This is a genomic window from Streptomyces sp. NA02950 (assembly GCF_013364155.1).
Classification (GTDB): Bacteria; Actinomycetota; Actinomycetes; order Streptomycetales; family Streptomycetaceae; genus Streptomyces.
Genome location: NZ_CP054916.1, coordinates 3,718,545 through 3,742,130 on the forward strand (window position 1 = coordinate 3,718,545; position 23,586 = coordinate 3,742,130).

A 23,586-nucleotide genomic window follows, 5' to 3' on the forward strand; every position below is an offset into this window, starting at 1 on the left:
ACCTGAACAGGCCGAACGCTCCCACGATCTTGGATCGTGGGGGCGTTGACGGCAGAAGTTGACGGCAGTTCCCTACTTGCGGCGCTTGAGCAGCCGATCCATGTGGCCCATCGCCTCACGCCGACTGTCGTCGTTCACGTGCGTGTAGACGTTCATGGTGACCGCGATCTGCGAGTGACCCAGGATCTCCATCACGACGCGCGGGGCGACCCCGGCCGCGAAGAGCAACGAGGCGCATCCGTGCCGGGTGTCATGCAGGCGCACCCGCGGCAGCCCGGCGGACTCTGCGATCCGGCCGAAAGACCGGTACAGGTTGCGCGGCTCGATGGGCCGACCGCTCCGCGTGGTGAACACATAGTCGCTGGCCCACCAGTCCGCCCAGGCGGCGTCCGCGTCGGCGACGTAGGGGGTGCGGATGCGGGCGAAGCCGGGACGTCCCTGGTGGGCCATAGAAGCCACTCCGACGTAGGCCGGGTCTTGAAGTGCGGTTGAGCTGGCGTCCGGCCAGTTCCGGATGTCCTCCCCCAGGGCGACTACGGCCGCTTCAGCGGTCTTCTGGGCGAAGGACAGGCCCACCGGGCCGGACCGCTGACGGCGGACGGTGCAGTGTCCGCCGCCCATCTGGGAGTGGTGGTGACATCTGCGTTCCGGCGGACGGGCGCTGTCCGCCGTACAGCCACCACACCCAGGGGTGTGAGGGGCGGGAGCCGTGAGCCGACCCATGGACATCAGCTCCCGCCCGGTCTTCACCTCACTGGTCCGGCTCCGGGGTGAGGCCGGAGTTCTCCAGCAGGAACTTGCACGTGTAGCCCAGGCTGCGCACGTGGTCATCAGCACTGCAACCCCGAGCCGAGCCCCCGGCCCACCTTGTGCGGGATGGTGTTCAACCGGCACCGCCGGTCGTACCAGTCCACCGTGCCCCGGTCCATGCGCTCAATCCGAGCCTCAGCCAGCGGTAACAGCGTCCGGATATGTGACCGGAGTGTCTGGTGCAGCTCCACCAGTTCGCTGTACGGAGGAAGCCCCGTCCGCATCACCAAGGCGCGGTCGATCGTTGACTTGACCCCTGCGACGTCCACAGCTGCTCCAAGAGTGTTGTCGGTGCCCATGGAACGCATCTTCTGATCGCTCGCCAGGACGTAGGAACCACCGCCAAACCCCACTTTGGGACGTCCCGCGTCATGTAAATCGTCCCTAGTGCCGTCCCCGGGAACAGGGAGAGACTCGGATGCCGGACGAGAGGCTACGTGCCGCCATGGCGGCCGGTTGCTGGACGTACGCCACCCTCGCGGAGAAGGTCGAGGTGGATCCCAAGTCCGTAGAGCGGTGGGTGAACCTAGGGCGTACGCCGCGCCGGACCACGGCCATGAGGGCGGCTGAAACCCTGGGAGAAGACGTGCACGCAATATGGCCATCGCTCCGGCAATCGCGACCCGCCCGTGCGGTCAGTCCTGAACTGGTCGCGTTGTACGACCAGCGGGCGGACGTCCCGGTGTCTGCGTTCGTGGACATACTGTCCGAGGCGCGCGAGCAGATCGACGTCCTTGTGTACGCCGCTGTCTTTCTGCACGAGGCATACCCCCGGCTCAACGACCTCTTGCAGGAGCGGGCCGCCGAAGGCTGCACGGTCCGCATCGCGATCGGGGACGCCGACAGCGAGAACGTCCGGTTGCGGGGTGAGGAAGAGAAGTTCGGCCACGGGATCGAATCCCGATGCCGACTCGCGCTCATGCACTACCGGCCCCTCGCAGGGACGCCGGGCATCGTGGTGCGGACGCATGCCACGACGCTCTACAACTCGATCTACCGCGCCGACGATCAGGTGTTGGTCAATGCCCATGTCTGGGGAGTTAACGCCTTTGCTGCCCCGGTGTGGCACCTGCGGCGGAGCGGGGTAGGCGGGATTTTCGACACCTACGCCGCCAGCTTCGACGCGGTGTGGGTGACGGCGACACCGGTAGGAGACAACTGACCATGGCACGGACCGAGTACTACGACGACCCGGACGCACCTGAGCCGAACAGCTTGGTAGTGGCCGCGTCCGCCGTCGTCACCGACGAGGAAGGCCGCATCCTCCTCCAGCGCCGCCGCGACAATGACCTCTGGGCACTACCAGGCGGTGGCATGGAGATGACCGACTCACTCCCGGGTACGGCGGTCCGCGAAGTCAAGGAAGAGACCGGGCTGGACGTCGAGGTCACGGGTCTCGTCGGCACGTACACAGACCCCAGGCACGTCATCGCGTACACGGACGGCGAGGTGCGCCGACAGTTCAACGTCTGCTTCACTGCCCGGGTGGTTGGTGGGGAACTCGTGATCTCGGACGAGTCCACGGAACTGCGATTTGTTCCACAGTGTGAGCTGGACAGCTTGCCCATGCACCACACACAACGTCTCCGACTCAGCCACTTTCTGGAGAACCGCGAGGGCCCGTACCTGGGTTGAGCAGTGACAAGGATCTCCGATCTCATTCGCGACGCGCCCCATTACGCATAGTCTGACCGACATGACAGGCACCATCGACGATGCGTTCGTCGACCTGGTCTCCTTGGTCGACGATGCCGACACGCTGACCATACGGCTGAAGCTCCGAATCGACGGGAGTTCGATTACTGGGCGGCTCATTAGTGAGCTGGAGTTTCACCAGGGTTTCACTGAGACTGTGGCTTCCGGTAGCGCCGTACTACGGCTGACATGTGGCGGGAGTCGAACGGTTGACCCTGGAGAAGCGCGAGGAAAATGCCAGGCGACGGGCAGGTCGGCCTGACACGCCCATCCCGGACAAGCCCGTAGCCTTGCATCTGGTGGTGGAGGACGAGACGACGGAGAATTCGCCTACCGCTTCCGCTTTGATGCCATCGACGGCTGGGCATTGGCAGAGTTCAACCTGAAGGACCCAGTCGATCTAGAGAGCCGGTCGTAGAGCGCCTCCAACCTGCGAGAGCACGCGCCAACTGGTAGCCACAGTTGACATCGATGCTGACATCAACGAGCACCACACGCAGGCGATCAGTGCCTCACCGGGACTCGTGTTGGGGCGTTGCTAGGCCCCCCGCCAGTGCTCTGCCCGAACCTACGGATCAAGAGATCAAGGTCTGTCCAATGGTCATCGCCGACGGCGGATAAGGCGCCACGACGCCGCTCACCGTCGCGTTCGGGCCCGCGCTGAGCACGTCCTGGCCCGCATGAAGAACTGGAAGGTCCTCCGTGACTGCAGGCTCAACGGCGAGGGCGTGTTCTGGGCCACCCACTGCGTCGCCCACATGCACAACCTTGTCCTCAGCAGCTGTTGAGCAGACCCATAGCATCGCCTGTCATGGCTACAGTGATCGTGACCGTCGGGCTGGCGTTCATCGGCTACCTGACGACCTACCTGAACGGGCTGCGTCTTGCCCAGAGACAAGCCCGGCTCACGCGCGTCAACCAGCAGCTGAGCGACTTCTACGGGCCACTGTTCGCCCTGATGGAAGCCAACAGCCGTACCTATGACACCTTCTCGGAGAAGTACGCCCGCCCCGATGGCCGCGACCCCTTCCGCCACGACACACCACCCACCGAGCATGAGCTCGCCGAGTGGCGCATCTGGGCCACCACCGTCTTCATCCCCAACATCCAAGCCATGCGCGACGTGGTGGTCACCAAGGCCGACCTCCTCATCGAGGAGGAGATGCCCCAGGCACTCCTCCAGCTTTGTGCCCACGTCTCGGGCTACGAGATCACGGCTGCGCGCTGGGCCCAAGGCAACTATGAGCAGCACGTGTCACTCATATCCTTCCCCGGCCGCGAGCTCAGGGAGTACATCCGTGACCGGTTCACCTGGCTCAAGAGCGAGCAGGCCCGGCTACTGGGGCACAACCGAGCGGCTCCCGGGAACCGGTAGGCGAGCCTCGTCGGGCGATAAGGGAAAGTCCGCCGCATTACGAGACAATATTGCGGGTGGATCGTGGTGTCCGATGAGCCGTTCGGATCGTGCTGTGGCCTCGTGGCGGACCACAAAGCGCTCAGCTGGCCGGACTGACGGCAGCTGCTGACGGCAACGGGGGCGCACATCGCCGTATCGCCAGACTCATCCGTGCAACGCGGGCGAGCGGCGAGGTGTCGGCGGAGGGATGGGCGCATCGGCGGGACTGCATCGAAATGCCGCTCGCCGCTCTCGGCGACCGCGAGGAGGTCCTGGATGCCTCCGTCACGGGGTCCAGCTCAAGATCGCCCATGACCAGGCCGTTGAACAGCGTGCGGCGGCAATGGTCACAATCAAGGCGATCCTTATCCACGCCTCGGAGGCCCTGCGCCGGGAGACTGCCGGCAAGACACAGATCAGACTGGCGCGGCAACTGGCAGCTCTGCGTCCTCGTCGTCTGAAGGACCTGAGGACGCGCTTCGGCACACCCTGCGGACGCCCGCCAAGCGGTGGCAGTACCTGGACGCCGAGGCCAAGGAACTGACGAAGATGATCGGCGACCTGGTCCAGCAGGTCGCCCCGCAACTGCTCGAGCCCTTCGGTATCGGCGTGGACACGGCCGCGGAGGTCCTCGTCGTGACCGGCGACAACCCCGAGCGGATCAAGTCTGAGGCCGCTCTCGCCAAGCTCGCGGGCATCGCTCCCGTGCCCACCGGCTCCGGCATGACCGGCGGCAGGCATCGCATCAACCACGGAGGCCACCGCCAGCTGAACGCTGCGATCTACAGAACCGTCATCGTCCGAATGCGGTTCCACCAGCCCACGATCGACTACGTCGCCCGCCGCACAGCAGAGGGCAAGACGAAACGCGAGATCATCAGATGCCTCAAGCGCTACGTCATCCGCGAGGTCTACCACCTGCTTCAGCCGACCCCGCGGACGGCCTCCGCGGCGAGTTGACAACTATAGGAGCGTCAACGCGATGGCCGAGGCCCTGAACGGCACCTTCAAGGCCGAGCTGATCGAGTTGCAAGGCCCTTGGAGGGGTGTCGACCAGGTCGAGTGGGCGATCTTCCAGTGGGTCGCCTGGTACAACGAGGAACGGCTCCACTCCGCCCTCGACTACGTACCGCCCGCCGAGTACGAACGCGACTGGTGGCGACAACAGGAAGCCACCCCGCAGTCCGCCTGAAACAAGATCGCCGGACTCTACGGAATTCGGGGCATCTCATGTCGTGTCGCAGGACGAATAACTCGGTTGCCTGCATCCGGATGTACTCGCGAAACGCCCGCCGCTCCGCGGTCAGCCCACCCCCTTGCGGACCTCATACGACTGGCCTACTGCGACAACCACAGCTCGTCGACCCCCACGACACCACGCCGGCAAGGTTTAGTAACCCGACCGACCCGAGGGCGGGGAATTATCTGGCCGTGTCACCGAGGACGTCTTCGTGGCCGTCGGCGGGGCGAACTCCTGGCCGCCTACGGGGAGAACACAACGGCCGTTGACACCCGCACGCCTTGAGTTCTCTCCGAGCTTGCTCTGAGCGCGCTCACCGCATGATCGGTACATCGGTTGCAGCTTCTGTCTTCACTGTGGCCGAGACAGTCCCACTATGACAGTGCGAGGAGAATCATGTCTCTCACGAGCGGACGGACTGTGGACTTCGAGAGGGCCGAGGCCCGGGCAGGCGACACTCGGGAAGTGTCGTTGTTCTGGGACCGGCATCTGCCGGACGAGGTGGTCTTCCGACCCGAGGAAGGAACGGTTCGTGTCTCCTCCCCGGACGCTTGGCTGACCGTTCCCCTCCCCGCCCAGTGCGCCTCGGAGCGAGCGGACACCGCCTCTGCGGGCATGCCGGTCCTGACGCTGTGGGTTTCCGAGGTATGGGAGGTGTACGGTGAGGCGGCGGCTGCCGGTGTTCGTCTTCTGCCCCTCCCTCTGATCGCCTCCGGGAGGTTCCGCGCAGTCGGACCGTACGGAACGACTGTGGAGTTCGCCGAAATGAGGCCCGAGACCTTGGTCTCGCGTCTTCTCGCCAAGACCGACACGGTCACTCCCTGGGCGATCCGGGCCGCGGTGACGCTGCGACTGCCGGACCTGCTGGCGGACCGGTCGCTGTCCGCGGCGGAGGCGGCGGACCGTACGGGGACCGAACCGGATGCGCTTCACCGTCTGCTGCGGTTGTTGGCCAGGCACGGGATCCTCGCCGAAGCGGCCGACGGCGGGTTCCGCGGCACCGTACTCTCCGGTGCACTGAGGGAAGACCATGCATCGGGTCTGGTCTCTTCCCTGGACCTCGGCAGCGCTCAGGCGCGTATCGACGAGGTCTCGCGGGGCGTCATCCACTCGATACGCACTGGGAAGCCTGTCTACGAGCACCTTTTCGGGCTCCCGTTGTGGGAGGACTTTGCCACGGAACCCGGGCTGTCGGAGTCTTTCCAGGAGTGGATGAGCCGCAAGACGACGCTGCTGGCCTCCTCCTTCATCGAAGGCTACGACTGGAGCGGGGTGCGGCATGTGATGGACGTGGGCGGCGGACGTGGCACCCTGTTGGCCGCACTTCTGGACAGCGCTCCTTCGCTGCGTGGCATTTTGCTGGAGCTGCCCGAGACGGCGGCCGATGCGGTCGGTGAACTGTCGGCCAGCAGCGCGGCGAACCGGATCTCGGTGGTCGGCGGCAGTTTCTTCGATCCTCTTCCGGCGGGCGCCGACACCGTCCTGCTGCACAACGTCCTGGTCAACTGGGACGACGAAGCGTCGATCCACATTCTGCGCCGGTGCGCCGAGGCGGTCGGGCCAGACGGGCGGGTGCTCATCCTGGAAGGGTTGCCCGAGGCCAACGCTGACGGAGACAGCGAGCGAGAGGGCGGCATCCTCGACGACCAGCGGCTGCTGGCTCAGATCAACCTGCTCATGCTCATGCTCTTCGGCGGCAAGGAACGTTGTCTGACGGAGTACGACCAATTGGCCGCAGCAGCCGGACTGGCCATCACCTCCGTCTCACCTACGTCGTCCGGTGTCTTCATCATGGAGTGTCGAGAGGTGGCAGGGAACCGCCCCACCGGATGATCTGACGCTCGCGGTCGCCGGACATCGCTCAGGGTATGGACACAGCGTACGAGCCCCGGGGTGAGGGCGACGCCGGAGTGGCTCGGCCTCACCTCAGCCGACCGGCCGGCGAGACGCTGCGAGCAGCCCTGGAGGAGTTGGCCGAAGCCACCCCCGCTTGGCTGGCGCCGCTGATCGTGCCGGAGTGGGCCAAGCGGTACGGACGTCGAGTGGAGATGAGCAAGCTGCCGGGCGGGAAGGCGGCCGTGACCGCCCGGGCCGCCGAGGAGTCGGCCGGGACGGGCAGAAGATCCTCACCGCCCCCTGGGCCGTCAGCGCCCCACCCTCGGATGCCGGACGCATTCACGGAAACCTGCGACGAAGAAGGCCTCGAGCTGGTGGTCCATGTCGCCACCACCATCTCCACCGTCCAGGACATCGAGCTGACCGACACCATCCACGAGGAACTCGCCGAGCAGCACATGCTGCCCCCCGAGCATGTAGTTGATTCCGCTACATCTCCCGGCACGCATCGAGCGAGTCCAGCGCGTGCACGGCATCACGCTGCTCGGCTCGGCCGTCGCCGACAACAGCAGTCAGGCCAAGGACGGTTCGGGCACCGACAGGGCGGCCTTCACCATCGACTGTGACAACGAGCAGGTGATCTGCCCACGCGGGGCCAGGAGTCTGTCCTGGACCGAACTGAGGATGAAGGGGAACACCTATCTGCAGACCCGATTCGCCGAGATGGACTGCCGATCCTGCCCGGACCGCACACAGTGCACGTCCCCCGCGACCCGGCCGCGCTCAGTAGCAGTGCTGCCCCGGCCGCTGCATGAGATCCAGACGCGCAACCGGCTCGACCAGCAGACCGAGCAATGGCAGCGCCGTTACACGATCCGCGCCGACATCGAGGCCGCCCCCTCGCAGCATGTCCGGGCCCACGGGTTGCGACGTTCCCGCTACCGCGGCCTGGCCCGCACCCATGTCCAGCACGTCCTCACCGCGAAATGGCCTGCAACGTCGCCCGCGTCGCCGACTGGATGTTCAGCACCCCCAGAACCCGCCGCCGCACCACACGCTTCACGCGCTGTGGGCAGCCACCACATGACTTCGCCAACATCATCAGCCGAGTCACGGTATTGAGGCCAAGTATCCTGCATCCCACGCCACCGGTTCGTGTACTAAACGAACAGCAAGTGGGGCGGTGCCGTCGACAACCACCGCCTCCAGGTGGTCACCGAGCTGAACCGCGGCCCCGTCGCGTGGGCCCCATGTGAAGCCTGGGAAGTGAGAGGCGTTCAGCGGGCCTGACGGCGGCCGAGCCGAACGGCTCGTCGGTAGCGTTCCGGGTGACCGCAGGGCGGCTGGTCGACTACTCTCGACCGGACTCGCGGTGCCGAGGCGCTGCTGCGACCGTCTCACGGCGGACGAAGACGGGCGAGCCGACCGTTGGGCATCATCTTCGCGTACTGGAAGGTGTACCCATGGCCGGTTGTTGTCCGGTGACGGCCGTCCCCGTTGCTTCACCTCACCACCACAGGCCCCCGCTCACCTCCAGCACATGTCCGTTGACATACCGGCTGTCCGCGCTGGCCAGGAACACCGCCGCGTCCGCCACCTCCTCCGGCCTCCCCATACGCCCCATGGCGAGCTTGGCCTCGTAGTGGGGCCACATCTTCTCGTTGCGGGGCAGGAGGCTGCCCATGCCGGCGTCGATGAGACCTGGGGAGAGACAGTTGACGGTGATGTTGCGGGGGGCGAGTTCGGCGGCACAGACGCGGGTGAAGGCCTCGACTGCGGCCTTGGAGGAGCTGTACGCCGAGGCCCCGGGCGTCACCTGCCCGGCCAGGACGGAGGACATGGTGATGAGCCGGGCGTGTTCGCTGCGCTCCAGGTAGGGCACGGCGGCCTGGACGCAACGGAAGACGCCGGTGAGGTTGGTGTCGATCACCTCGTCCCACGCCTCCTCCGGCAGAGTGTCAGCGGAGCCCGGGCGGCTCACCCCGGCGTTGGCCACGACGATGTCGAGGCCGCCCAGGTGAAGGTCGGCGTACTCCATGAGCGTGGCGACGGAGGCACGGTTCTGGACGTTGACCGGGTGGAAGAGGTACTTGCCCGGACCGAAGGACATCTCCCGCTGTAAGTGATCGGCGTTCCGGGCTGCCGCGACCACGTCGCAGCCCTCCCGTATGAACGCCTGGGTGATGGCCCGGCCGAGCCCCTTCGTCCCGCCGGTCACCACGGCCTTCCGGCCGGCCAGCCTCGTCATGGGCACGCCGCTCCCCTCTTCGTCGTATCCGTTTCCGTATACCGGTGCGGGGCTACCAGGCTTCGTTCTGCTCGATCCAGCGCGATCCGACCTCGCGGGCCTACTGCGACCGAAAACGGGCCGAGGGCAAACGGCACCACCAGGCCCTGATCGCCCTGGCCCGCCGCAAGATCAACGTGCTCTACGCCCTGCTCCGCGATCGCCGGCCCTTCCAGTCCCGGCCACCCCTGCGTCTTGCTGCTTGACAGAAGCATGAGGCAGCCTCCTGGTGAGAACTCATGAGAAATTGGTGTTCATACGAAACGGGGCAGTACGTGTTCCGCGAAGAGTTCGAGGGTGCGGACGGACTCCTCGAATGGCATGTTCCCGGAGACGATCTGGAGACTGATGGTGGTCTCTCCGTACAGGCCGCGGATGAGGTCCACGCGGTCCGCGACCTCCTGCGGGTCGCCAACGAGCGCCTTGTTGTCCCGGAGTTGCTTGCCGAAGTCACTACTGTTGACCCGGGCCAGAATCCGCTCATAGCCCGCGTAGTCGCTGCTGCGGTTGTGCTGCCAGGAGGATACTGCGGCGGCGAGCAGCCGGTTGGTGCGCTCCGAGTAGATCTGGCCGAAGCGATGCGCCTTGTCACGGTCCTCGGCGAGGTAGCAGGTGTAGCTGAAGTGGATGTCCTCGTCGGTCGTCGCGAGGCCGGCCGCCGTCCGGGTGTCCCGGTAGCGGGCGAGCATCTCCTGAAGCTTCTCCTGCTTGTTGATCGACGGGACCATCATCACGCCGTACCCGGCCCTGCCCGCCGCCTCGCCGGATTCGGGGGTGATCGCCGTCGCCACCAGGACCCGGGGGTGCGGGGACTGGAACGGGCGGGGCAACAGAGTCACCGGGCCGAAGGCGTGGAAGCGCCCCTCATGGGTCGTCGCCTCCTCGGTCCACAGCCGCAGGCAGGCCGCCACGCCCTCGTTGAAGCGCGCCCGGCTCTCGTCCATCGGGATCTGATACGCCCAGAACTCCTCCGGCAGGAAGCCCCGGCCGAAGCCGACATCGAGGCGGCCGTGCGAGAGGTGGTCCAGCATGGCGAGCTTGCCGGCCAGTTTGACCGGGTGGCTGAACGCGGGCAGCACCGCGCCGGTGATCAGCCGCACCCGGCTGGTGCGGGCGGCGGCCGCCGCGAGGAAGGTGACCGGGTCGGGGCTGTAACCGCCGTAGGCCGAGAAGTAGTGCTCGACAGTCTTCACATGGTGGTAGCCGAGTTGTTCGGCGCGCTCCGCGAGGGCCAGGCTCTCCTCGAAGAACCGGACCCCGCTTTTGTCCTCGGGGCCCACGGTGGGGAAGAGATTGATGCCGAATTTCACAACGCGTTCCTCTCGGGAAGGAGCTTCAGGTACGAACGGCGGTGGTAGAGCAGGGCGCCCCTGTCGTGGACCTCGCCGCCGAGGACGCGGCCGAGCAGGATCCAGTGGTCCCCCGCCTCAATGCGGGACGCGGCGGCGCACTCCAGGTAGGCGACAGAGTCGGCGAACAGGATCGGCGAGCCCGCCGCCCGCGACGACGTACGATGCTGGACTCCCGCGAACTTGTCCCCGCGCTTCGTCGCGAACTGCCGGGAGACGTGCTCGGCACTCTCAGAGAGAAAGTTGACGACAAATCCGTTCGCTTGCTGGAGCGCCGGCAGGGTGCGGGAGGACTTGTCGACGCAGATCAGCAACAGCGGCGGGTCCATCGAAACGGCGCATACGGCGTTGCTGGTCAGCCCCTTGGGGGTGCCTTGGGAGTCGGTGGTGGTGATGACGGCGACGGAGGTGGGAAGGGAGGCGAAAGCGTCGCGGAAGACAGAGGTGTCGATGGTGGTGTCGGTCATGTCCGTGGTGTCGGCGGGCATGGCGCCATCCTTCGTCCTGGTTCGGGGTCAACGGGCCGACGCGGTGGACGGAGCCTGGGTCCGTTCGTCCAGCACTTTTTCCAGCAGCCGGGTCGCATTGCGGTGCAGCGGGACGTCCGTGCCGGGCGGGAGAGAGCCGTGGGTACCGAGCAGCGCGGTCACCCGGGCGGTGATCAGGCAGAAGCGGAACGCCGCGAACACCTCGTAGTAGTCCAGATGCCGCAGCCGGGTGCCGGTGCGCCCCTCGTAGTGGCGGATTGTCTCCGCGCGGCCGGGCAGCCCTGCGAGCCGGGGGACGCCGATGCCCTCGCTGAGGTGCCGGTCGAGGTGGAGGAACCAGGCGACGTCGCTCTCGGGCGGGCCAGTTTCGGCCATGTCCCAGTCCAGCACCGCGGCCGGGGACAGGCCCCGGAAGATGAGATTGCCCAGCCGGGCGTCGCCCCACAGCAGCCGCGCCGGCCCGGACTCCGGCGGCTGGTGGGCGTGCAGCCAGGCCAGGGCGTGGCGGGCGGCGGGCGGTTCGTGGGGAGCGTAGAAGGTGAAGTGGCTCTCGTAGTGGTTGAGTTGTCTGAGCAGGTACGACCGAGAGCCGCCTGCGGGCAGAAAGTCCAGGCCGAGGACAGCGGCGTCCAGGGCGTGCAGCCGGGCCAGGATGTCGGTTCCGGCGAGCCAGAGGGCACGGCGCTTCGACGGGGCGAGTCCCGCGACCCAGCCCGACCGGTGGTAGGAAGGCACGTCGGCGGGGATCCGCCCGTCCACCCTCTCCATGATCATGAACGGCGCGCCGAGAACCGAGGGGTCCTCCTCGTGCCAGAGGACGGGCGGCACGGGGAGGTCCGTGTCGGCGGCCAGGATTCGCTGGAGGCGTACCTGTGCGGCGAAGCGGCTGTCGGGGTGTACCTGGTAGCGGGTGGGCGCCATGCGCAGGATCAGCGCGTGGGTGCGCGCGGCCCCCTGGGCGTCCCACCAGGTCAGCCGGATCATCAGGGTCTCGTTGGTGAAACCGGCACCGGTCGGCACGTCCAGACCGGACACGACGACGTCGGTTGCGTCGGCGAGGCGTGCGCCGAACCAGACCGCGAGGCGTTCCGCGGTAGCCCGCGCGTCGCGGTGAAGGGGGACAGGCAAGTGGACTCCCTCGGAGAATAGGTGGGGGGAACGACCAGGTGGTACAGGGACGCCACGTATGCGCGTACGACACCGTCGGCGCGAGTGCCGCTGTGACTCGGGCACGCAGGTCTCACGGGTCTTGCCGGTCCCGAGGACCGCGGATACCTCGTGAGTCCTGCGACCCTCTCAGTCCTCCGCTCTTCGCAGCACCATCGCCGCGTTGAAACCCCCGTACCCGCGTGCCAACACCAGCGCAGTCCGCAGCGGCGCCCGCCGTGGCTGCGAGATGACCAGGTCGAGCTGATAGTGCGCCGGGACGTCGACGGTGTGCACGGTCGGCGGGATCACGCCCTCGCGCAGCGCCATGAACGCCCAGGCAAGGTCGAGGGAGCCGCCGCCGGCGTACAGGCGTCCGGTCATGGTCTTCGGCGCGGTGACGGGTACCCCGTACGGTCCGAAGAGTGCGCGCAGGGCCTCGGCCTCGGCCCGGTCCAGTTCGGGCAGGCCTGCCGCGTCGGCGAAGACGACGTCGATGTCCGGGGCGGACAGGCCCGCGTCGGCCAGGGCGTTCCCGGCGGCGCGGCGCAACCCTGGTTCCCCTCCGGTTCCCGCCCGGGGGTCGAAGGTGGCAGCGTATCCGCTGATTGTGCCGTAGGGCGTGGCGCCCCGGGCGCGGGCCGCGTCGATGTCCTCCAGGATCAGCAGGGCGCCGCCCTCGCCGGGGACGTAGCCGGTGGCGTCCCGGTCGAAGGGCAGATACGCGCGCAGGGGGTCACTGCGGGTGGTGATCCGCCGCGTGGCGAGCTGGCCCGTCCAGCCCCAGGGGCACAGCGAGCCGTCCACCCCGCCGGAGACCAGGAGGGTGACGCCGGACCGCAGCTGACGGTGGGCCTGGGCCACGGCGTCGATACCGCCGGCCTGTTCGGAGACGACGACGCCGCTGGGGCCTCGCAGGCCGTGCCGGATGGAGATCTGGCCGGTGTTGACGGCGTAGAACCAGGCGAACGACTGGTAGGCGCTGACGTGAGAGCCGCCATCGCGCCACAGGGCCTCGAGTTCGCGCTGGCCGAATTCGAAACCGCCGGCGGAACTGGCGGTGACCACCCCGGCCGCGTAGTCGGGCAGTGCCGCCGGATCCACTCCGCTGTCGGCCAGTGCCTCCTCCGCGGCGGCCAGGGCCAACCGCGTCATGTGGTCGGTCTGCGGCAGCAGCCGGCTCGGGATGCGCTCAGCGGCGTCGAAGTCCGGCACCTCCCCGGCGAGGCGGGCGGGGTAGCCGGCCGGGTCGAACCGCCGGACGGGGGCGATCCCGCTGGCGGCGCCGAGACTGGACTGCCACCATCGGGCACGGCCGAGGCCGTTGGGCGCGGCGATACCGAGACCGGTGACCACGGCTTCGGCTACGGGACGGGCGGCGGTCCGCCACGCGTCGGTCGCCGAACCCGAACGGACGGCCACGCCCCGGAAGTTGGCCGCTGGCATGCTCACGTCGCCTCCCTGGGCCGAGCCAGGACCATCGCACTCTGGAAGCCTCCGAACCCGCTCCCCACCGTGAGGACGGTGTCGATGCGACGCTCGCGAGCCGTCAGCGGCGTGTAGTCGAGGTCGCACTCCGGATCGGGCTCGTGCAGGTTCGCCGTCGGCGGTACCAGGCCGTTCTCCATGGCCAGGACGGAGGCCGCGATCTCCAGCGAGCCGATCGCGCCGAGGGAATGGCCGATCATCGATTTGATGGAGCTGGCCGGGGTTGCGTAGGCGTGCGTGCCAAGCGCGCGTTTGAAGGCGGCGGTCTCGTGGCGGTCGTTCTGTTTGGTGCCGGAGCCGTGTGCGTTGATGTAGTCGACGGCTGTCGGGGCAGTGCGGGCCTCGTCCAGAGCCAGTCGTATCGCTTCGGCCATCTCCTTGCCGTCCGGCCGCAGCCCGGTCATGTGGTAGGCGTTGCAGCGAGAGGCGAAGCCGGTGATCTCGGCGTGGACGTGCGCGCCACGCGACAGCGCGTGCTCCAGGGACTCGATGACGAAGAAGGCGCAGCCTTCGCCCAGGACGAAGCCGTTGCGGCTGCGGTCGAAGGGGCGGGAGGCGTGCTCGGGGTCGTCGTTGCGGGGTGACGTCGCCTTGATCGCGTCGAAGCAGGCCACGGTGATGGGCGAGATGGGTGCCTCGGTGGAGCCGGCGACCACGACGTCGGCCGAGCCTTCGCGGATCAGGGAGACGGCGTGTCCGACCGAGTCCAGGCCGGAGGTGCAGCCGGTGGAGACGACGGTGACCGGGCCCTGCGCCCCAATGTCCCAGGCGACTTCGGCGGATAGGGAGCTGGGGACCATGTAGTCGTAGAGGTGGGGGACGGCGTAGGTGTGGTCGACGTTCCACCGCTCGCCACCGTTGCTGACCACGCAGTACTCGGTGTCGAGACTCATGGTGCAGCCCACGGCGGTGCCGAGGGTCACTCCGGTGCGGTACGGATCCAGCCGGTCGCTCCCCAGGCCGCTCTCGGTGACCGCCTCGCGGGCGGCGACCAGGGCGAACTGGGCAGCACGGTCCATGCGTCGGACCTCTTGCGGAGTGAGTCCGTGGGCCGCCGCGTCGAAGTCGCACTCGGCCGCGATCCGGGAGCGGAAAGCCGACGCGTCGAACAGCGAGATGGTCCGGGTGGCGGTGCGCCCTTCGGAGATGAACTGCCAGAAGGACTTGGTGCCGATTCCCTGCGGGGCCACGACCCCGATGCCGGTGATCACCGCTCGGCGGTTCATCCGATGCTCCTGTAGTGAATCATGTGCATGTCGTCGCTTCCTTCTTACGGTGTGCTGGTCACCCTTCCGACTGCTGCGGCGAGTGGGGGCGAGCGTGAGGAGAGACGCTCGGGTCTGTTCTCGCACGGGCTCGGAGGGGTCAGCGGAAGTCGACCGCGTGGTCTACAGTCCACTGGGCGAAGGTGCGGGCGGGGGTGCCGGTGACGCGGAGCACGGTGTCCTCGACAGGGGCAGGGCGGTCCACACCGGCAGCGAGATGGGCCAGGACGGCGTCCGCGAAATCCGGTGGCACGGTGGCATGCAGTGCCCTGCGCGCCGCATCGGGCGGTACTTCCTCGTACCGTACTGACCGCCCTGCGGCCGTCCCGACGATGTGCGCCTGCTGGCGCTGGGTGAGCGACTCGGGGCCAGTGACCACGTACGTCTGGCAGTGTGACCGGAGTCGGTCACGGCCGCCAACCCCACCGCCGCCACGTCGCCCTCGTGCACGGGCGCGGTCTCGGAGCGGGCATAGGGACCGCGGACGACGCCGGTGCGGACTCGTGCGGCCCAGCGCAGCGCGCCAGTGGCCAGGCTGCCCGCGCGGACGAAGGCCCAGCGCGGGCCCGAGACTGCGACCGCCGCCTCGACCCGGGCGCGATGCGCGGCGACGGGGTTGGCGGACGGCTGCCCGTCAACGACCGACGTCGAGGACAGCACGGTCAGCTGGCCGACGCCCGCGTCCCTGGCGGTGGCGGTGAACGCCTCGATGCCGCGGGGTTCGCAGTACAGGAAGACCTTGTCGACGCCTTCCAGGGCGGGCGCGAAGGTGTTCGGCTCGGCAAGATCGAGCGGCACCACCTCCGCCTCGTCCGGCAAGCCCTTGACGGCCGCCGGGGTACGGCTGCCCGCCCTCACCCGTTCACCGCGCTCGGTCAGTGTGCGGGCGACGTGCCGGGCGAGGGTGCCACCGGCCCCGGTGACCAGGATCCGCACCGCGCTCACCGGCCGCCCGCGAACGCGGGCGCGATGCGCTCGGCGAAGAGCCTGAGGCCGCGCTCGACATCCGCCCGGGGCAGGTGTCCGGAGTGTACGGACAGCCCGACCGCGATGTCGTCGCCGTACCACTCGGCGATCTCGCCGAGTTGGCCGCGGACGTCGTCCGGGGTGCCGGCGAGAACCTGGTTCTCCGTCACCCTCTCGTCGAAGGCGGCGCCGTTGCGCACCGCAGCGGCGGCCATCTGATCGTAGCCCGGGTACTGGTCGCTCTTGACGGTGGTCCAGGCGCTGACGGCGGAGGCCATCTTCTCGCTCATCTTCCGCTCCACGTACTCGCCCTGTAGGTACGCGGCCGCCCGGTCCTCGTCGACGAAACAGGGGAAGGTGAGGTCGATGCGCTCGGTGCCGGAAGCGTGTCCGGCGTCGGCCCGGGCCCGGCGGTAGATGCTCAGGGCTTCCTGAACCTTCTCCCGGGTGGCGGCCGAGGCGATGAGCTGGAGATGACGGCCCTGCTCACCGGCCGTGCGGCAGGAGTCGAGGTTGCCGGTGCTGGCCACGAAGACCGGGGGATGCGGCTGCTGGGCAGGCTTCGGCAGCATGGTGACTGGGCCGAACTGGTGGAACGTACCGTTCCATTTCAGGTTGTCCTCGGTCCACAGCCGGACGCATGCCTCGACGCCCTCTTCGAAGCGGGCGCGGCTCTCGTCGAGAGGGATGCCGAACGCGGCGAACTCCTCGGGCAGGAAGGCCCGGCCGAAGCCCACGTCGAGTCGGCCACCGGAGATGTTGTCCAGCATGGCCAGCTGACCGGACAGCTTGACGGCGTGAGTGAACGCGGGGATGACAGCGCCGGTCGCGATCCGCAGCCGGCTGGTGCGGGCGGCGACCGCCGCGAGGAACGTGGTCGGGTCGGGGCTGTAGCCGCCGTAGTCGAAGAAGTAGTGCTCGACCAGTTTGACCTGGAAGTAGCCGAGTTCGTCGGCGAGCTCGGCGATGTGCAGGCCGTCGTCGTAGTACTGGGTGGGGGTGGCCTCGCCGTCCGCTCCGCCCACGGTCGGGAAGAACACGATTCCGAATTTCATGGGGTTGTTGCCCTCCCGGCGGTTCAGGCCGCCGACTCGTCGCATTCCAGCTGGAGCTCGTACAGGGCCGGGCTCACCTCGGTGATGGCGAGGACCTCGGGGAAGAAGGCGGTGTGCGCATCCATCCTCATGAACTTCCGGTACTCCTCGACGCTCTCCCAACGGGCCACGTTGAGGTAGCGGGACGGGTCGTCCTGGTCGCGGACGAAGGTGTGGTCTATGTAACCGGGATGGTCCAGGGCCAGGTCGGACACCTTGTCGAAGAGGGCCTCGAACTGCTTGGCCGTGGTGCCGGGGCGCAGCCTGAACCTGTTGATCATGACGATCACAAGGGGGACCTCCAGTCGGTGTCAGCGGACGTTGTCGTGGGAGACCAGGCGGTGGCGCACCTTCAGCCCTTGGGGGGTGCGGACCAGGACGTCGTCGACGGCGGTGCTCAGATAGAGCTGGGGGGCGCCGTCCTTGGCTGTGGAGTAAATGGCCGCGTAGTAGCGGGTGGTCACGGTCTCATCGTCGTAGGACACCAAGTCCACCATGCCCAGCCAGTGCCGGCGCTGAAGGCCCTCACCGAAGATACGGTCCAGACCGGCGCGCATCCGCTTACGGATCTGGTCGCGGCCGATCCAGGGCTCGGGCCGGGCATTCTGCACGAACCGGCCATCCTCGGTGAAGGTGTCGGCCCAGCGTTCGGCCTCGCCGGAGTCGAGCAGGTACGCCTGGCGGGCGTAGAACTGCACCACTTCGATGTAGAGCACCGGGTCCGTGCCGCCGCCAACCTGTTCTCTGACCTGCTGGACCGCCATGGTCGCCTCCGCCCTGAGAGCTGTACGAACCTTGTCCTTGATGCCGTCGATCGAGGTGCCTTCGCTCGCGCGGGGGGCGAGGACCGCGTGTCGGCGGGCGGTCAGCCTGACGCCCGCGGTGGTGGGGGTGAGTTCGAGGACCGAGGTGCTGACGGTCAGCAACGGGTCAGCGGTGAAATGCCGTTCGGCGATCCGCCTGCCGGGGACGCCGACTCGTACGGTTGTATCGTCCGGGTCCATCCGCGAGAGACGCCCGTACAGGTCCTCGGCGGCCAGCGGCAGTTCGGCGGAACTGCCGGCCGTCACCACGAGTCCGCCGGCGAGGTGGTCCTGTTCGGCCGCATCCCGCAGATGGCCGAGTTCGAGGTCGCTGTTGCGGTCGATGAGCGCGTCCAGCCCAGCCTGGAAGGACTCGTCGATGACCTGGTAGGCGTGGGTGAGGACGATCCGGGAGCGGTCCGCGTCGAGCGGTTCGATGTGCCACTCGCCGCTCAACGCGGCCAGGGGCGCCGAAGATCTCTCCTGACGGAACGTCATACTCCGTCGCCCTGAGTCCAGTCGGACCCGCGACACCCAGGTCTTCACCTCGCCGCTGGCTCCCTGGGGTGCGCGCCAGATCTGGAGACGAAGTTCGCCGCCGTCCGTGCCGAGGGGCTCGATGTGCACCGTCTCGGGGAAGAAACGGGGCCACTGGGCGAAGTCGCTCACGATACCGAAGACGATGTCCGCGGGGGCCCTCACGGTGACGTCGTGCTCGGCGTGATGGACCGGCCGTCCGCCCGGCTCAGCCGACATGGGGGGCCGTCCGGGTGGAGTGCTTGACCGACAGGACGGCGGTGCTGGTGTCGGCGATGTGCCGAGCGGCTGTGCCCAGCTTGCCGATGATGTCCTGGAACTGCGGCTGGGCCGCCATGTGCCGGACCGACTCGTTGTTCTCCCAGTAACTGACTGATATGTGGATGAGCGGGTCATCGAGCGCGCGTACCAGCAGGTGCTTCAGGTAGCCGGGCTGGGCACGAAAGAATTCCGCGCTCTCTTCGAAGACGTCCCGGAATCCGTCGGATTCCGATTCCAGTCGGAACTCGCTGAGCAGAACGACCATTTCTGAACCTCCCGGGGGGACAGAATTCGAGCGCAAGGAACACTAGAAGCCACCGCCTCGGCCCCTGCTCGGAAGCCGCTCGGAAAGCGGTCCCGAGTATTCCCGAACATGTCTCCGAGTGGCTTCCGTGCATCGATCGAGTATGAGCCGAGGAGCGGACTTCCATACTTTCACGGTGCATCACACCGAATTCACATCGCCACACAAGGACGGATGACATGGCCGCGATCTTCGCGAACCCCCTCACGCTCAAGGACCCGGAGAACCAAGAGGCCGCCAAGGACCTGGAAGACACCATCACCGAGGCCGGCGCCTTCATGCGGCGCCAGCCCGGGTTCCGCCGGTTCCGGCTGGTCCGCTCCGTTAAGAACCCGGAGTGCTATCTGATCTACGCCGAGTGGGACGACCTCCACGTGCTGGAGACAGCCATCGCCCGGCCGGACGTACGCTCCCGGGCGGCCCACGTCCGTGAGCTGACGCAGGGCGCGCCGAAAATCTACGAGGTGGTCACCGAGGCGGAACTGCCCGCGTGACCGCGCCTGGCGTGTCCCCGCGGCCGCGGGTGACGGAGGTCGCCGACCGGGTCTTCGCCTTCGTTCAGCCCGACGGGGGCTGGTGTCTGAGCAACGCAGGCGTCGTTGTGGGCGGCGACCAGCTCTGCGTGGTCGACACGGCCGCCACCGAGGCCAGAGCCCGCGCGCTGCACAACGCGGTCGGCCGGCTGAGCGCCTTGCCGCCGCGCTTTCTCGTGAACACCCATCATCACGGGGACCACACCTTCGGCAACTTCTTCTTCACTCCCGAGGCAACCGTCGTCTCCCACGACCTCGCACGGACGGAGATGGCGGAGAAACATCTCTCACTGTGCAAGGTGTGGCCGGAGGTCGACTGGGGGCACCTCGAACTGCGCCTCCCCGACCTCACGTTCTCCGACCGGCTCACCCTCCATCTCGGGGAAGAGACCGCCGAACTGCTGTATGTGGGACCGGCGCACTCGACCAACGATGTCGTGGTCTGGCTGCCAGAGCGCACATGCCTGTTCGCCGGAGACGTCCTGCTGTCCGGCTGTACCCCGTTCTGTCTGATGGGGTCGCTGGCGGGCAGCCTACGGGCAGTGGCCCGGTTGCGCACCCTCGGCGCCGAGACCATTGTGTGCGGGCACGGCCCGGTGTGTGGACCCGAGGTCTTCGACGCCACCGAGCAGTATCTGCTCTGGGTACGGCGGCTGGCTCGGGAGGGCATCGCGGCTGGCCTCGATCCGCTGGCCGTGGCACGGGAGACCCCGCTCGGGGAGTACGCCGCACTCGTCGACCCGGAACGGCTGGTCGCCAATCTGCACCGCGCCTACGCGGAGGAACGCGGCGCCCGGCCCGGCGAACGCATCGCCTCGGGACCGGTATTCCGCGAGATGGCCGTCTACAACGGCGGCCGCCCACTGCGCTGCCTGGCCTGAATCACCCCTCACCGAGCAATGAGAGGAACATGCTGTGAAACTGTCGGTGGTCGAGCAGGCACCCGTAGTGGAAGGACTCACCCCGGCCCACTCGCTGCGGCACAGCATCGAACTGGCCCGCCTCGCGGACCGCCTGGGGTACGAGCGCTTCTGGGTCGCCGAACATCATGCCGAGATCTTCAACGCCGTACCCGCTCCGGAGATCCTCATCGCCCGGATCGCGGCGGAAACATCCGGGATCCGAGTCGGCTCGGGCGGGGTGCTGCTTTCGCTGTACAGCCCGCTTAAGGTCGCCGAGGTCTTCCGCACCCTGCACGCCCTCTATCCGGACCGGATCGACCTCGGCATCGGCCGCGCCAACCGGGTCAAGCCGCCGGCGTTCGCGGCGCTGCGGAACGACACGGCCGGCGAGGCGCCGTCCTCGGCCGACCTATGGCTACGACTGGAACGACTGCGCGCCTATCTGACCCCGGACAGCGAACTTCCGTTCCCTGTCTCTCCCCAGATGCCCGGCGGGCCGACGCTGTGGCTGCTCGGGGCGAGCGTGTCCAGCGCCGAGGCGGCGGCCCGACTCGGACTGCCCTACGCCTACGCGCACTTCATCGCGCCCCAGTTCACCCGGGCGGCGCTGGACACCTACCGGGCCGCCTTCGTACCGAGCCCGGGAGCCCCGTCGCCCCGCCCCATCCTGTCGATGGTGGTGTGCTGCGCGGAGACCGACACTGAGGCGCAACGGGTGTACGCCAGCCATCGGTTGTTCCACCGCCGGATGTCCCAGGGGGACGTACGGCTGCTGCCGCCGGCCGATGTCGCCGTGGCGGAGATGGACCGGCCGGGCCCCGACCCGCTGGCGGAGGAGTCCTTCGAGTGGCCGCGCTATGTGGTCGGCTCAGCGGACCGGGTCCGCGACCAGCTGACCAAGATCGCCGACGTCACGGGCGCCGAGGAGCTGGGCGTCGTGTCGGTGATCCACGATCAGCGCGACCGACTGCGCTCATACCGACTGCTCGCCGAGGCGTTCGAGCTCACTCCCCGGTGACCCCGCGCCCAGGGCGGAGTGCCAGGCGCTCCCAAAGAAAGGAAACTCCGTGCGCGTCATCCGGTACCACTCCTACGGCGGCCCCGAGGTACTGACGATCGAGGAGACCGATGTCCCCCAACCGGGACCGGCCGAGGTGCTCATCAGAGCCGAAGCGATCGGGGTGAACTTCGTCGAGACACAGCGGCGGCGCGGCTCGGCACCGTTCCCCACCCCGCTGCCCAACGCCCCGCACGGCGATGTCGTGGGCACGGTGGTGGCGGCCGGGGCCGGGGTGACCAGCGTCGGGGTCGGTGACCGGGTAGCCGCGCCCGTCGCGGGAGAGGCGTACGCCGACTACGCCGTCACCGATGCCACCTTCCTCGCCCCTATCCCGGCCGGCCTCGGCCTCGCCGAGGCCAGCGTCCTGGCCTCGCCCGCACAGACCGCGCTGTGCACGCTCAAGACCGGACAGATCAAGCCTGGCGACACGGTACTGGTGCACGCCGCGTCCGGCTCCATCGGACATCTGGCACTGCGACTTGCCAAGGTCCTGGGTGCGGGAAAGGTCATCGGTACGGCGGGCTCGGCGCGCAAGCTCGACTTCGCCCGCGAGTACGGAGCCGACATCGCGGTCGACTACTCGGCCCCCGGCTGGGCCGACCGGGTGCGCGCGGCAACCGACGGGTGCGGCGTCGACGTGATCATCGATAGCGTCGGCGGCGACGTCCTGCGCCAGGGCATCGGACTGCTGGCCCCCTTCGGCCGGCTGGTGTTCTACGGCGCGGCCAGCGGCGACATACCCCGGATCTCCCCGATGGAGCTGATCGGCCTCCAGTTCGTGACCGGGTCCAGCCTGTGGGCCTGGTGGCAGCACCGACCCGACGAGGTCAGGGCCGGCCTCGACCAGCTGACCGGACTGCTCGCCTCGGGCGGACTGCGCGTCTCGCTCGGCACCACGCTGGCGCTCACCGAGGCGGCCAAAGCCCACCAGCTGATCGAGGAGCGCGGTCACATCGGGCGCGTCCTGCTCATCCCGTGAACCCGGCCTCCAGCCGACGGGCCACCGACACATGTCCGAGGAGTCCTCGCCCATGGATCTGCACCTGACCGGAAAAACCGCTGTCGTGACCGGCGGCAGCCGGGGCATCGGCCTGGCCATCGCACGTGGGCTCGCCGATGAAGGCGCACGCGTGGTCTGCGCGGCCCGTACGGCCGTCCCCGCACCGAAGAACAGCGGCATCATCGCCCTGGAAGTGGACCTGTCGACCCCGGAAGGGCCGCAACAGCTGGCCGACTACGCCCTGGAACAGCTCGGTGGCATCGACGTGCTGGTCAACAACGTCGGTGGGGGCACCATCCCCGACCAGCCCTTCCCGAAGATCGACGACGAGCTCTGGTACGACGCGCTCAAGGTCACCTTCCTGAGCACGGTACGGACGACACGGGCGACGCTGCCGAGCCTGCTGGCGCGCCGGGGCAGCATCATCCACATCGGCTCGGTCGCCGCCCACACCCCGGACACCGGGCACATGCCGTATAGCGCGGCGAAGAGCGCGGCGCGCAACTTCACCGCCGCCCTGGCGAAGCAATACGCCGGCCAGGGGCTGCGGGTCAACACCATCGCGCCCGGTGTTGTCAACACCGGGCTGTGGACCTCGCCGGACGGGGCCGGGGACAAGCTGGCGAAGGATCTGGGCATTCCGCTGGCCGAGATCATCAAGGAAATGCCGAAGCTCGCCGGAATTCCCACCGGACGGGTCACGGAGCAGGGGGAGGTCGCCGCACTCGCTCTGCTGCTCGCCTCCGACCGGGTGCCCAATGTCACCGGTGCGGAATTCATCGTCGACGGTGCCATGACGTCCGCGCGCACCTGACAGCCGGAGCAATCGAAGAGATGGACCAGGAGGGAACAGAATGAGCAAGCATGTGTTCAACATCGATGATCTGAAGGGGATTCTCCACGAAGGGGCCGGTGAACCGGAGGGCCCGGGGGTGGAGACAGCAACGATCGACCTCGAATTCGAGGAACTGGGCTACGACTCACTGGCGGTCCTGGAGACGTGCACGCGGATCGAGCGAGAGTTCGGCGTCGCTCTGGACGAGGAGGTGCTGGCTCAGGCCCGCACCCCGCGTGCGCTGGTCGATGTCGTCAACAAGCATCTGTCCGTCACCCATCTGGCATGAGC

25 protein-coding genes and 4 pseudogenes are annotated in these 23,586 nt (G+C 68.0%); 15 read left to right on the forward strand and 14 right to left on the reverse strand.

The features are described from left to right. Window positions 1–72: 72 nt before the first annotated feature. Both HUT19_RS15890 and HUT19_RS15900 read right to left on the reverse strand, forming a co-directional pair. A pseudogene (locus tag HUT19_RS15890) lies at window positions 73–363 on the reverse strand (tyrosine-type recombinase/integrase); the annotation flags it as partial. A 467-nt stretch (window positions 364–830) separates the two neighbouring features. Continuing rightward, entirely contained in the window at window positions 831–1,109 is a 279-nt protein-coding gene (locus HUT19_RS15900; RefSeq protein WP_254885600.1) for a DUF6415 family natural product biosynthesis protein, read from the reverse strand. A gap of 119 nt (window positions 1,110–1,228) precedes the next feature. On the opposite strand from HUT19_RS15900, the gene HUT19_RS15905 reads away from it, so the two are divergent. The 7 genes and pseudogenes from HUT19_RS15905 (at window position 1,229) to HUT19_RS15930 (ending at window position 6,974) form a co-directional block, all read left to right on the forward strand. Continuing rightward, window positions 1,229–1,972, forward strand: coding sequence for a helix-turn-helix transcriptional regulator (locus tag HUT19_RS15905; protein ID WP_176181118.1), 744 nt, complete (start codon window positions 1,229–1,231; stop codon window positions 1,970–1,972). Window positions 1,973–1,974: 2 nt separating this feature from the next. Next, entirely contained in the window at window positions 1,975–2,445 is a 471-nt protein-coding gene (locus HUT19_RS15910) for an NUDIX domain-containing protein (RefSeq protein ID WP_176181119.1), read from the forward strand. Between the two features lie 689 nt (window positions 2,446–3,134). Then, window positions 3,135–3,293: pseudogene (locus HUT19_RS43035) on the forward strand (IS5/IS1182 family transposase); the annotation flags it as partial. Window positions 3,294–3,316: 23 nt separating this feature from the next. Beyond that, window positions 3,317–3,880 carry a hypothetical protein gene (locus HUT19_RS15915; protein ID WP_176181120.1) on the forward strand — a complete coding sequence of 188 codons (564 nt, stop codon included), beginning with the start codon at window positions 3,317–3,319 and terminating at the stop codon, window positions 3,878–3,880. A 570-nt stretch (window positions 3,881–4,450) separates the two neighbouring features. After that, the gene (locus tag HUT19_RS15920; protein WP_176181121.1) at window positions 4,451–4,861 is read left to right on the forward strand and encodes a transposase; all 411 of its coding nucleotides are present in this window, start codon (window positions 4,451–4,453) and stop codon (window positions 4,859–4,861) included. A 16-nt stretch (window positions 4,862–4,877) separates the two neighbouring features. Further along, window positions 4,878–5,093: pseudogene (locus tag HUT19_RS15925) on the forward strand (integrase core domain-containing protein); the annotation flags it as partial. Window positions 5,094–5,756: 663 nt separating this feature from the next. Further along, on the forward strand, window positions 5,757–6,974 hold the full coding sequence (locus tag HUT19_RS15930; RefSeq protein WP_176181123.1) for a methyltransferase: 1,218 nt from the start codon (window positions 5,757–5,759) through the stop codon (window positions 6,972–6,974). Between the two features lie 311 nt (window positions 6,975–7,285). Here HUT19_RS15930 and HUT19_RS15935 read toward each other — a convergent pair whose 3' ends face one another. Beyond that, window positions 7,286–7,435, reverse strand: a complete 150-nt coding sequence (locus HUT19_RS15935; protein WP_176181124.1) for a hypothetical protein — start codon at window positions 7,433–7,435, stop codon at window positions 7,286–7,288. Window positions 7,436–7,502: 67 nt separating this feature from the next. Here HUT19_RS15935 and HUT19_RS15940 point away from each other — a divergent pair, with 67 nt between their 5' ends. Further along, window positions 7,503–8,099: a transposase gene (locus HUT19_RS15940; protein ID WP_176181125.1), complete on the forward strand. Its 597-nt coding sequence runs from the start codon at window positions 7,503–7,505 to the stop codon at window positions 8,097–8,099. A gap of 385 nt (window positions 8,100–8,484) precedes the next feature. Here the strand turns inward: HUT19_RS15940 and HUT19_RS15945 are convergent, their stop codons facing one another. Next, window positions 8,485–9,225 carry an SDR family NAD(P)-dependent oxidoreductase gene (locus HUT19_RS15945; RefSeq protein WP_176181126.1) on the reverse strand — a complete coding sequence of 247 codons (741 nt, stop codon included), beginning with the start codon at window positions 9,223–9,225 and terminating at the stop codon, window positions 8,485–8,487. 59 nt (window positions 9,226–9,284) lie between these two features. Between HUT19_RS15945 and HUT19_RS15950 the strand changes: the two are divergent. Then, window positions 9,285–9,470 (forward strand): annotated as a pseudogene (locus HUT19_RS15950) (IS110 family transposase); the annotation flags it as partial. Between the two features lie 48 nt (window positions 9,471–9,518). On the opposite strand, the gene HUT19_RS15955 reads toward HUT19_RS15950, so the two are convergent. The 10 genes from HUT19_RS15955 to HUT19_RS16000 all read right to left on the reverse strand — a co-directional run bounded on the left by HUT19_RS15955 (window position 9,519) and on the right by HUT19_RS16000 (window position 18,926). Continuing rightward, a complete protein-coding gene (locus tag HUT19_RS15955) occupies window positions 9,519–10,574 on the reverse strand; it encodes an LLM class flavin-dependent oxidoreductase (RefSeq protein WP_176181127.1) in 1,056 nt (351 codons plus the stop codon). Further along, complete coding sequence (locus HUT19_RS15960) at window positions 10,571–11,101, reverse strand: flavin reductase family protein (RefSeq protein ID WP_176181128.1); 531 nt, start codon at window positions 11,099–11,101, stop codon at window positions 10,571–10,573. The genes HUT19_RS15955 and HUT19_RS15960 overlap by 4 nt, the downstream gene beginning before the upstream one ends. A 27-nt stretch (window positions 11,102–11,128) precedes the next feature. Then, entirely contained in the window at window positions 11,129–12,229 is a 1,101-nt protein-coding gene (locus HUT19_RS15965; RefSeq protein WP_176181129.1) for a phosphotransferase family protein, read from the reverse strand. A gap of 168 nt (window positions 12,230–12,397) precedes the next feature. Further along, window positions 12,398–13,699, reverse strand: a complete 1,302-nt coding sequence (locus tag HUT19_RS15970) for a ketosynthase chain-length factor (RefSeq protein WP_254885601.1) — start codon at window positions 13,697–13,699, stop codon at window positions 12,398–12,400. Continuing rightward, window positions 13,696–14,961 carry a beta-ketoacyl synthase gene (locus tag HUT19_RS15975; protein ID WP_176181130.1) on the reverse strand — a complete coding sequence of 422 codons (1,266 nt, stop codon included), beginning with the start codon at window positions 14,959–14,961 and terminating at the stop codon, window positions 13,696–13,698. Before HUT19_RS15975 ends, HUT19_RS15970 begins: the two co-directional genes overlap by 4 nt. Window positions 14,962–15,123: 162 nt before the next feature. Further along, on the reverse strand, window positions 15,124–15,945 hold the full coding sequence (locus tag HUT19_RS15980; RefSeq protein ID WP_254885602.1) for an SDR family oxidoreductase: 822 nt from the start codon (window positions 15,943–15,945) through the stop codon (window positions 15,124–15,126). Then, a complete protein-coding gene (locus HUT19_RS15985) occupies window positions 15,942–17,021 on the reverse strand; it encodes an LLM class flavin-dependent oxidoreductase (protein WP_176181131.1) in 1,080 nt (359 codons plus the stop codon). Before HUT19_RS15985 ends, HUT19_RS15980 begins: the two co-directional genes overlap by 4 nt. Window positions 17,022–17,044: 23 nt before the next feature. Then, entirely contained in the window at window positions 17,045–17,341 is a 297-nt protein-coding gene (locus HUT19_RS15990; RefSeq protein ID WP_176181132.1) for an antibiotic biosynthesis monooxygenase, read from the reverse strand. A 30-nt stretch (window positions 17,342–17,371) separates the two neighbouring features. Continuing rightward, window positions 17,372–18,619 (reverse strand): nuclear transport factor 2 family protein, encoded by a 1,248-nt coding sequence (locus HUT19_RS15995; RefSeq protein WP_176181133.1) that lies wholly within the window; start codon window positions 18,617–18,619, stop codon window positions 17,372–17,374. Continuing rightward, complete coding sequence (locus tag HUT19_RS16000) at window positions 18,609–18,926, reverse strand: antibiotic biosynthesis monooxygenase (protein WP_176181134.1); 318 nt, start codon at window positions 18,924–18,926, stop codon at window positions 18,609–18,611. The genes HUT19_RS15995 and HUT19_RS16000 overlap by 11 nt, the downstream gene beginning before the upstream one ends. Before the next feature lie 218 nt (window positions 18,927–19,144). Between HUT19_RS16000 and HUT19_RS16005 the strand changes: the two genes are divergently transcribed. The 6 genes from HUT19_RS16005 to HUT19_RS16030 are packed head-to-tail and all read left to right on the forward strand — an operon-like array spanning window position 19,145 to window position 23,584. Beyond that, the gene (locus HUT19_RS16005; RefSeq protein ID WP_176181135.1) at window positions 19,145–19,459 is read left to right on the forward strand and encodes an antibiotic biosynthesis monooxygenase; all 315 of its coding nucleotides are present in this window, start codon (window positions 19,145–19,147) and stop codon (window positions 19,457–19,459) included. Further along, window positions 19,456–20,379: an MBL fold metallo-hydrolase gene (locus tag HUT19_RS16010; RefSeq protein WP_254885603.1), complete on the forward strand. Its 924-nt coding sequence runs from the start codon at window positions 19,456–19,458 to the stop codon at window positions 20,377–20,379. The genes HUT19_RS16005 and HUT19_RS16010 overlap by 4 nt, the downstream gene beginning before the upstream one ends. Window positions 20,380–20,413: 34 nt before the next feature. After that, the gene (locus HUT19_RS16015) at window positions 20,414–21,418 is read left to right on the forward strand and encodes an MsnO8 family LLM class oxidoreductase (RefSeq protein WP_176181136.1); all 1,005 of its coding nucleotides are present in this window, start codon (window positions 20,414–20,416) and stop codon (window positions 21,416–21,418) included. A 49-nt stretch (window positions 21,419–21,467) separates the two neighbouring features. Then, the gene (locus HUT19_RS16020) at window positions 21,468–22,439 is read left to right on the forward strand and encodes a zinc-binding dehydrogenase (RefSeq protein ID WP_176181137.1); all 972 of its coding nucleotides are present in this window, start codon (window positions 21,468–21,470) and stop codon (window positions 22,437–22,439) included. A 52-nt stretch (window positions 22,440–22,491) separates the two neighbouring features. Beyond that, complete coding sequence (locus tag HUT19_RS16025) at window positions 22,492–23,274, forward strand: SDR family NAD(P)-dependent oxidoreductase (RefSeq protein ID WP_176181138.1); 783 nt, start codon at window positions 22,492–22,494, stop codon at window positions 23,272–23,274. A gap of 40 nt (window positions 23,275–23,314) precedes the next feature. After that, window positions 23,315–23,584, forward strand: a complete 270-nt coding sequence (locus HUT19_RS16030; protein ID WP_176181139.1) for an acyl carrier protein — start codon at window positions 23,315–23,317, stop codon at window positions 23,582–23,584. The last annotated feature ends 2 nt before the right edge of the window (window positions 23,585–23,586 follow it).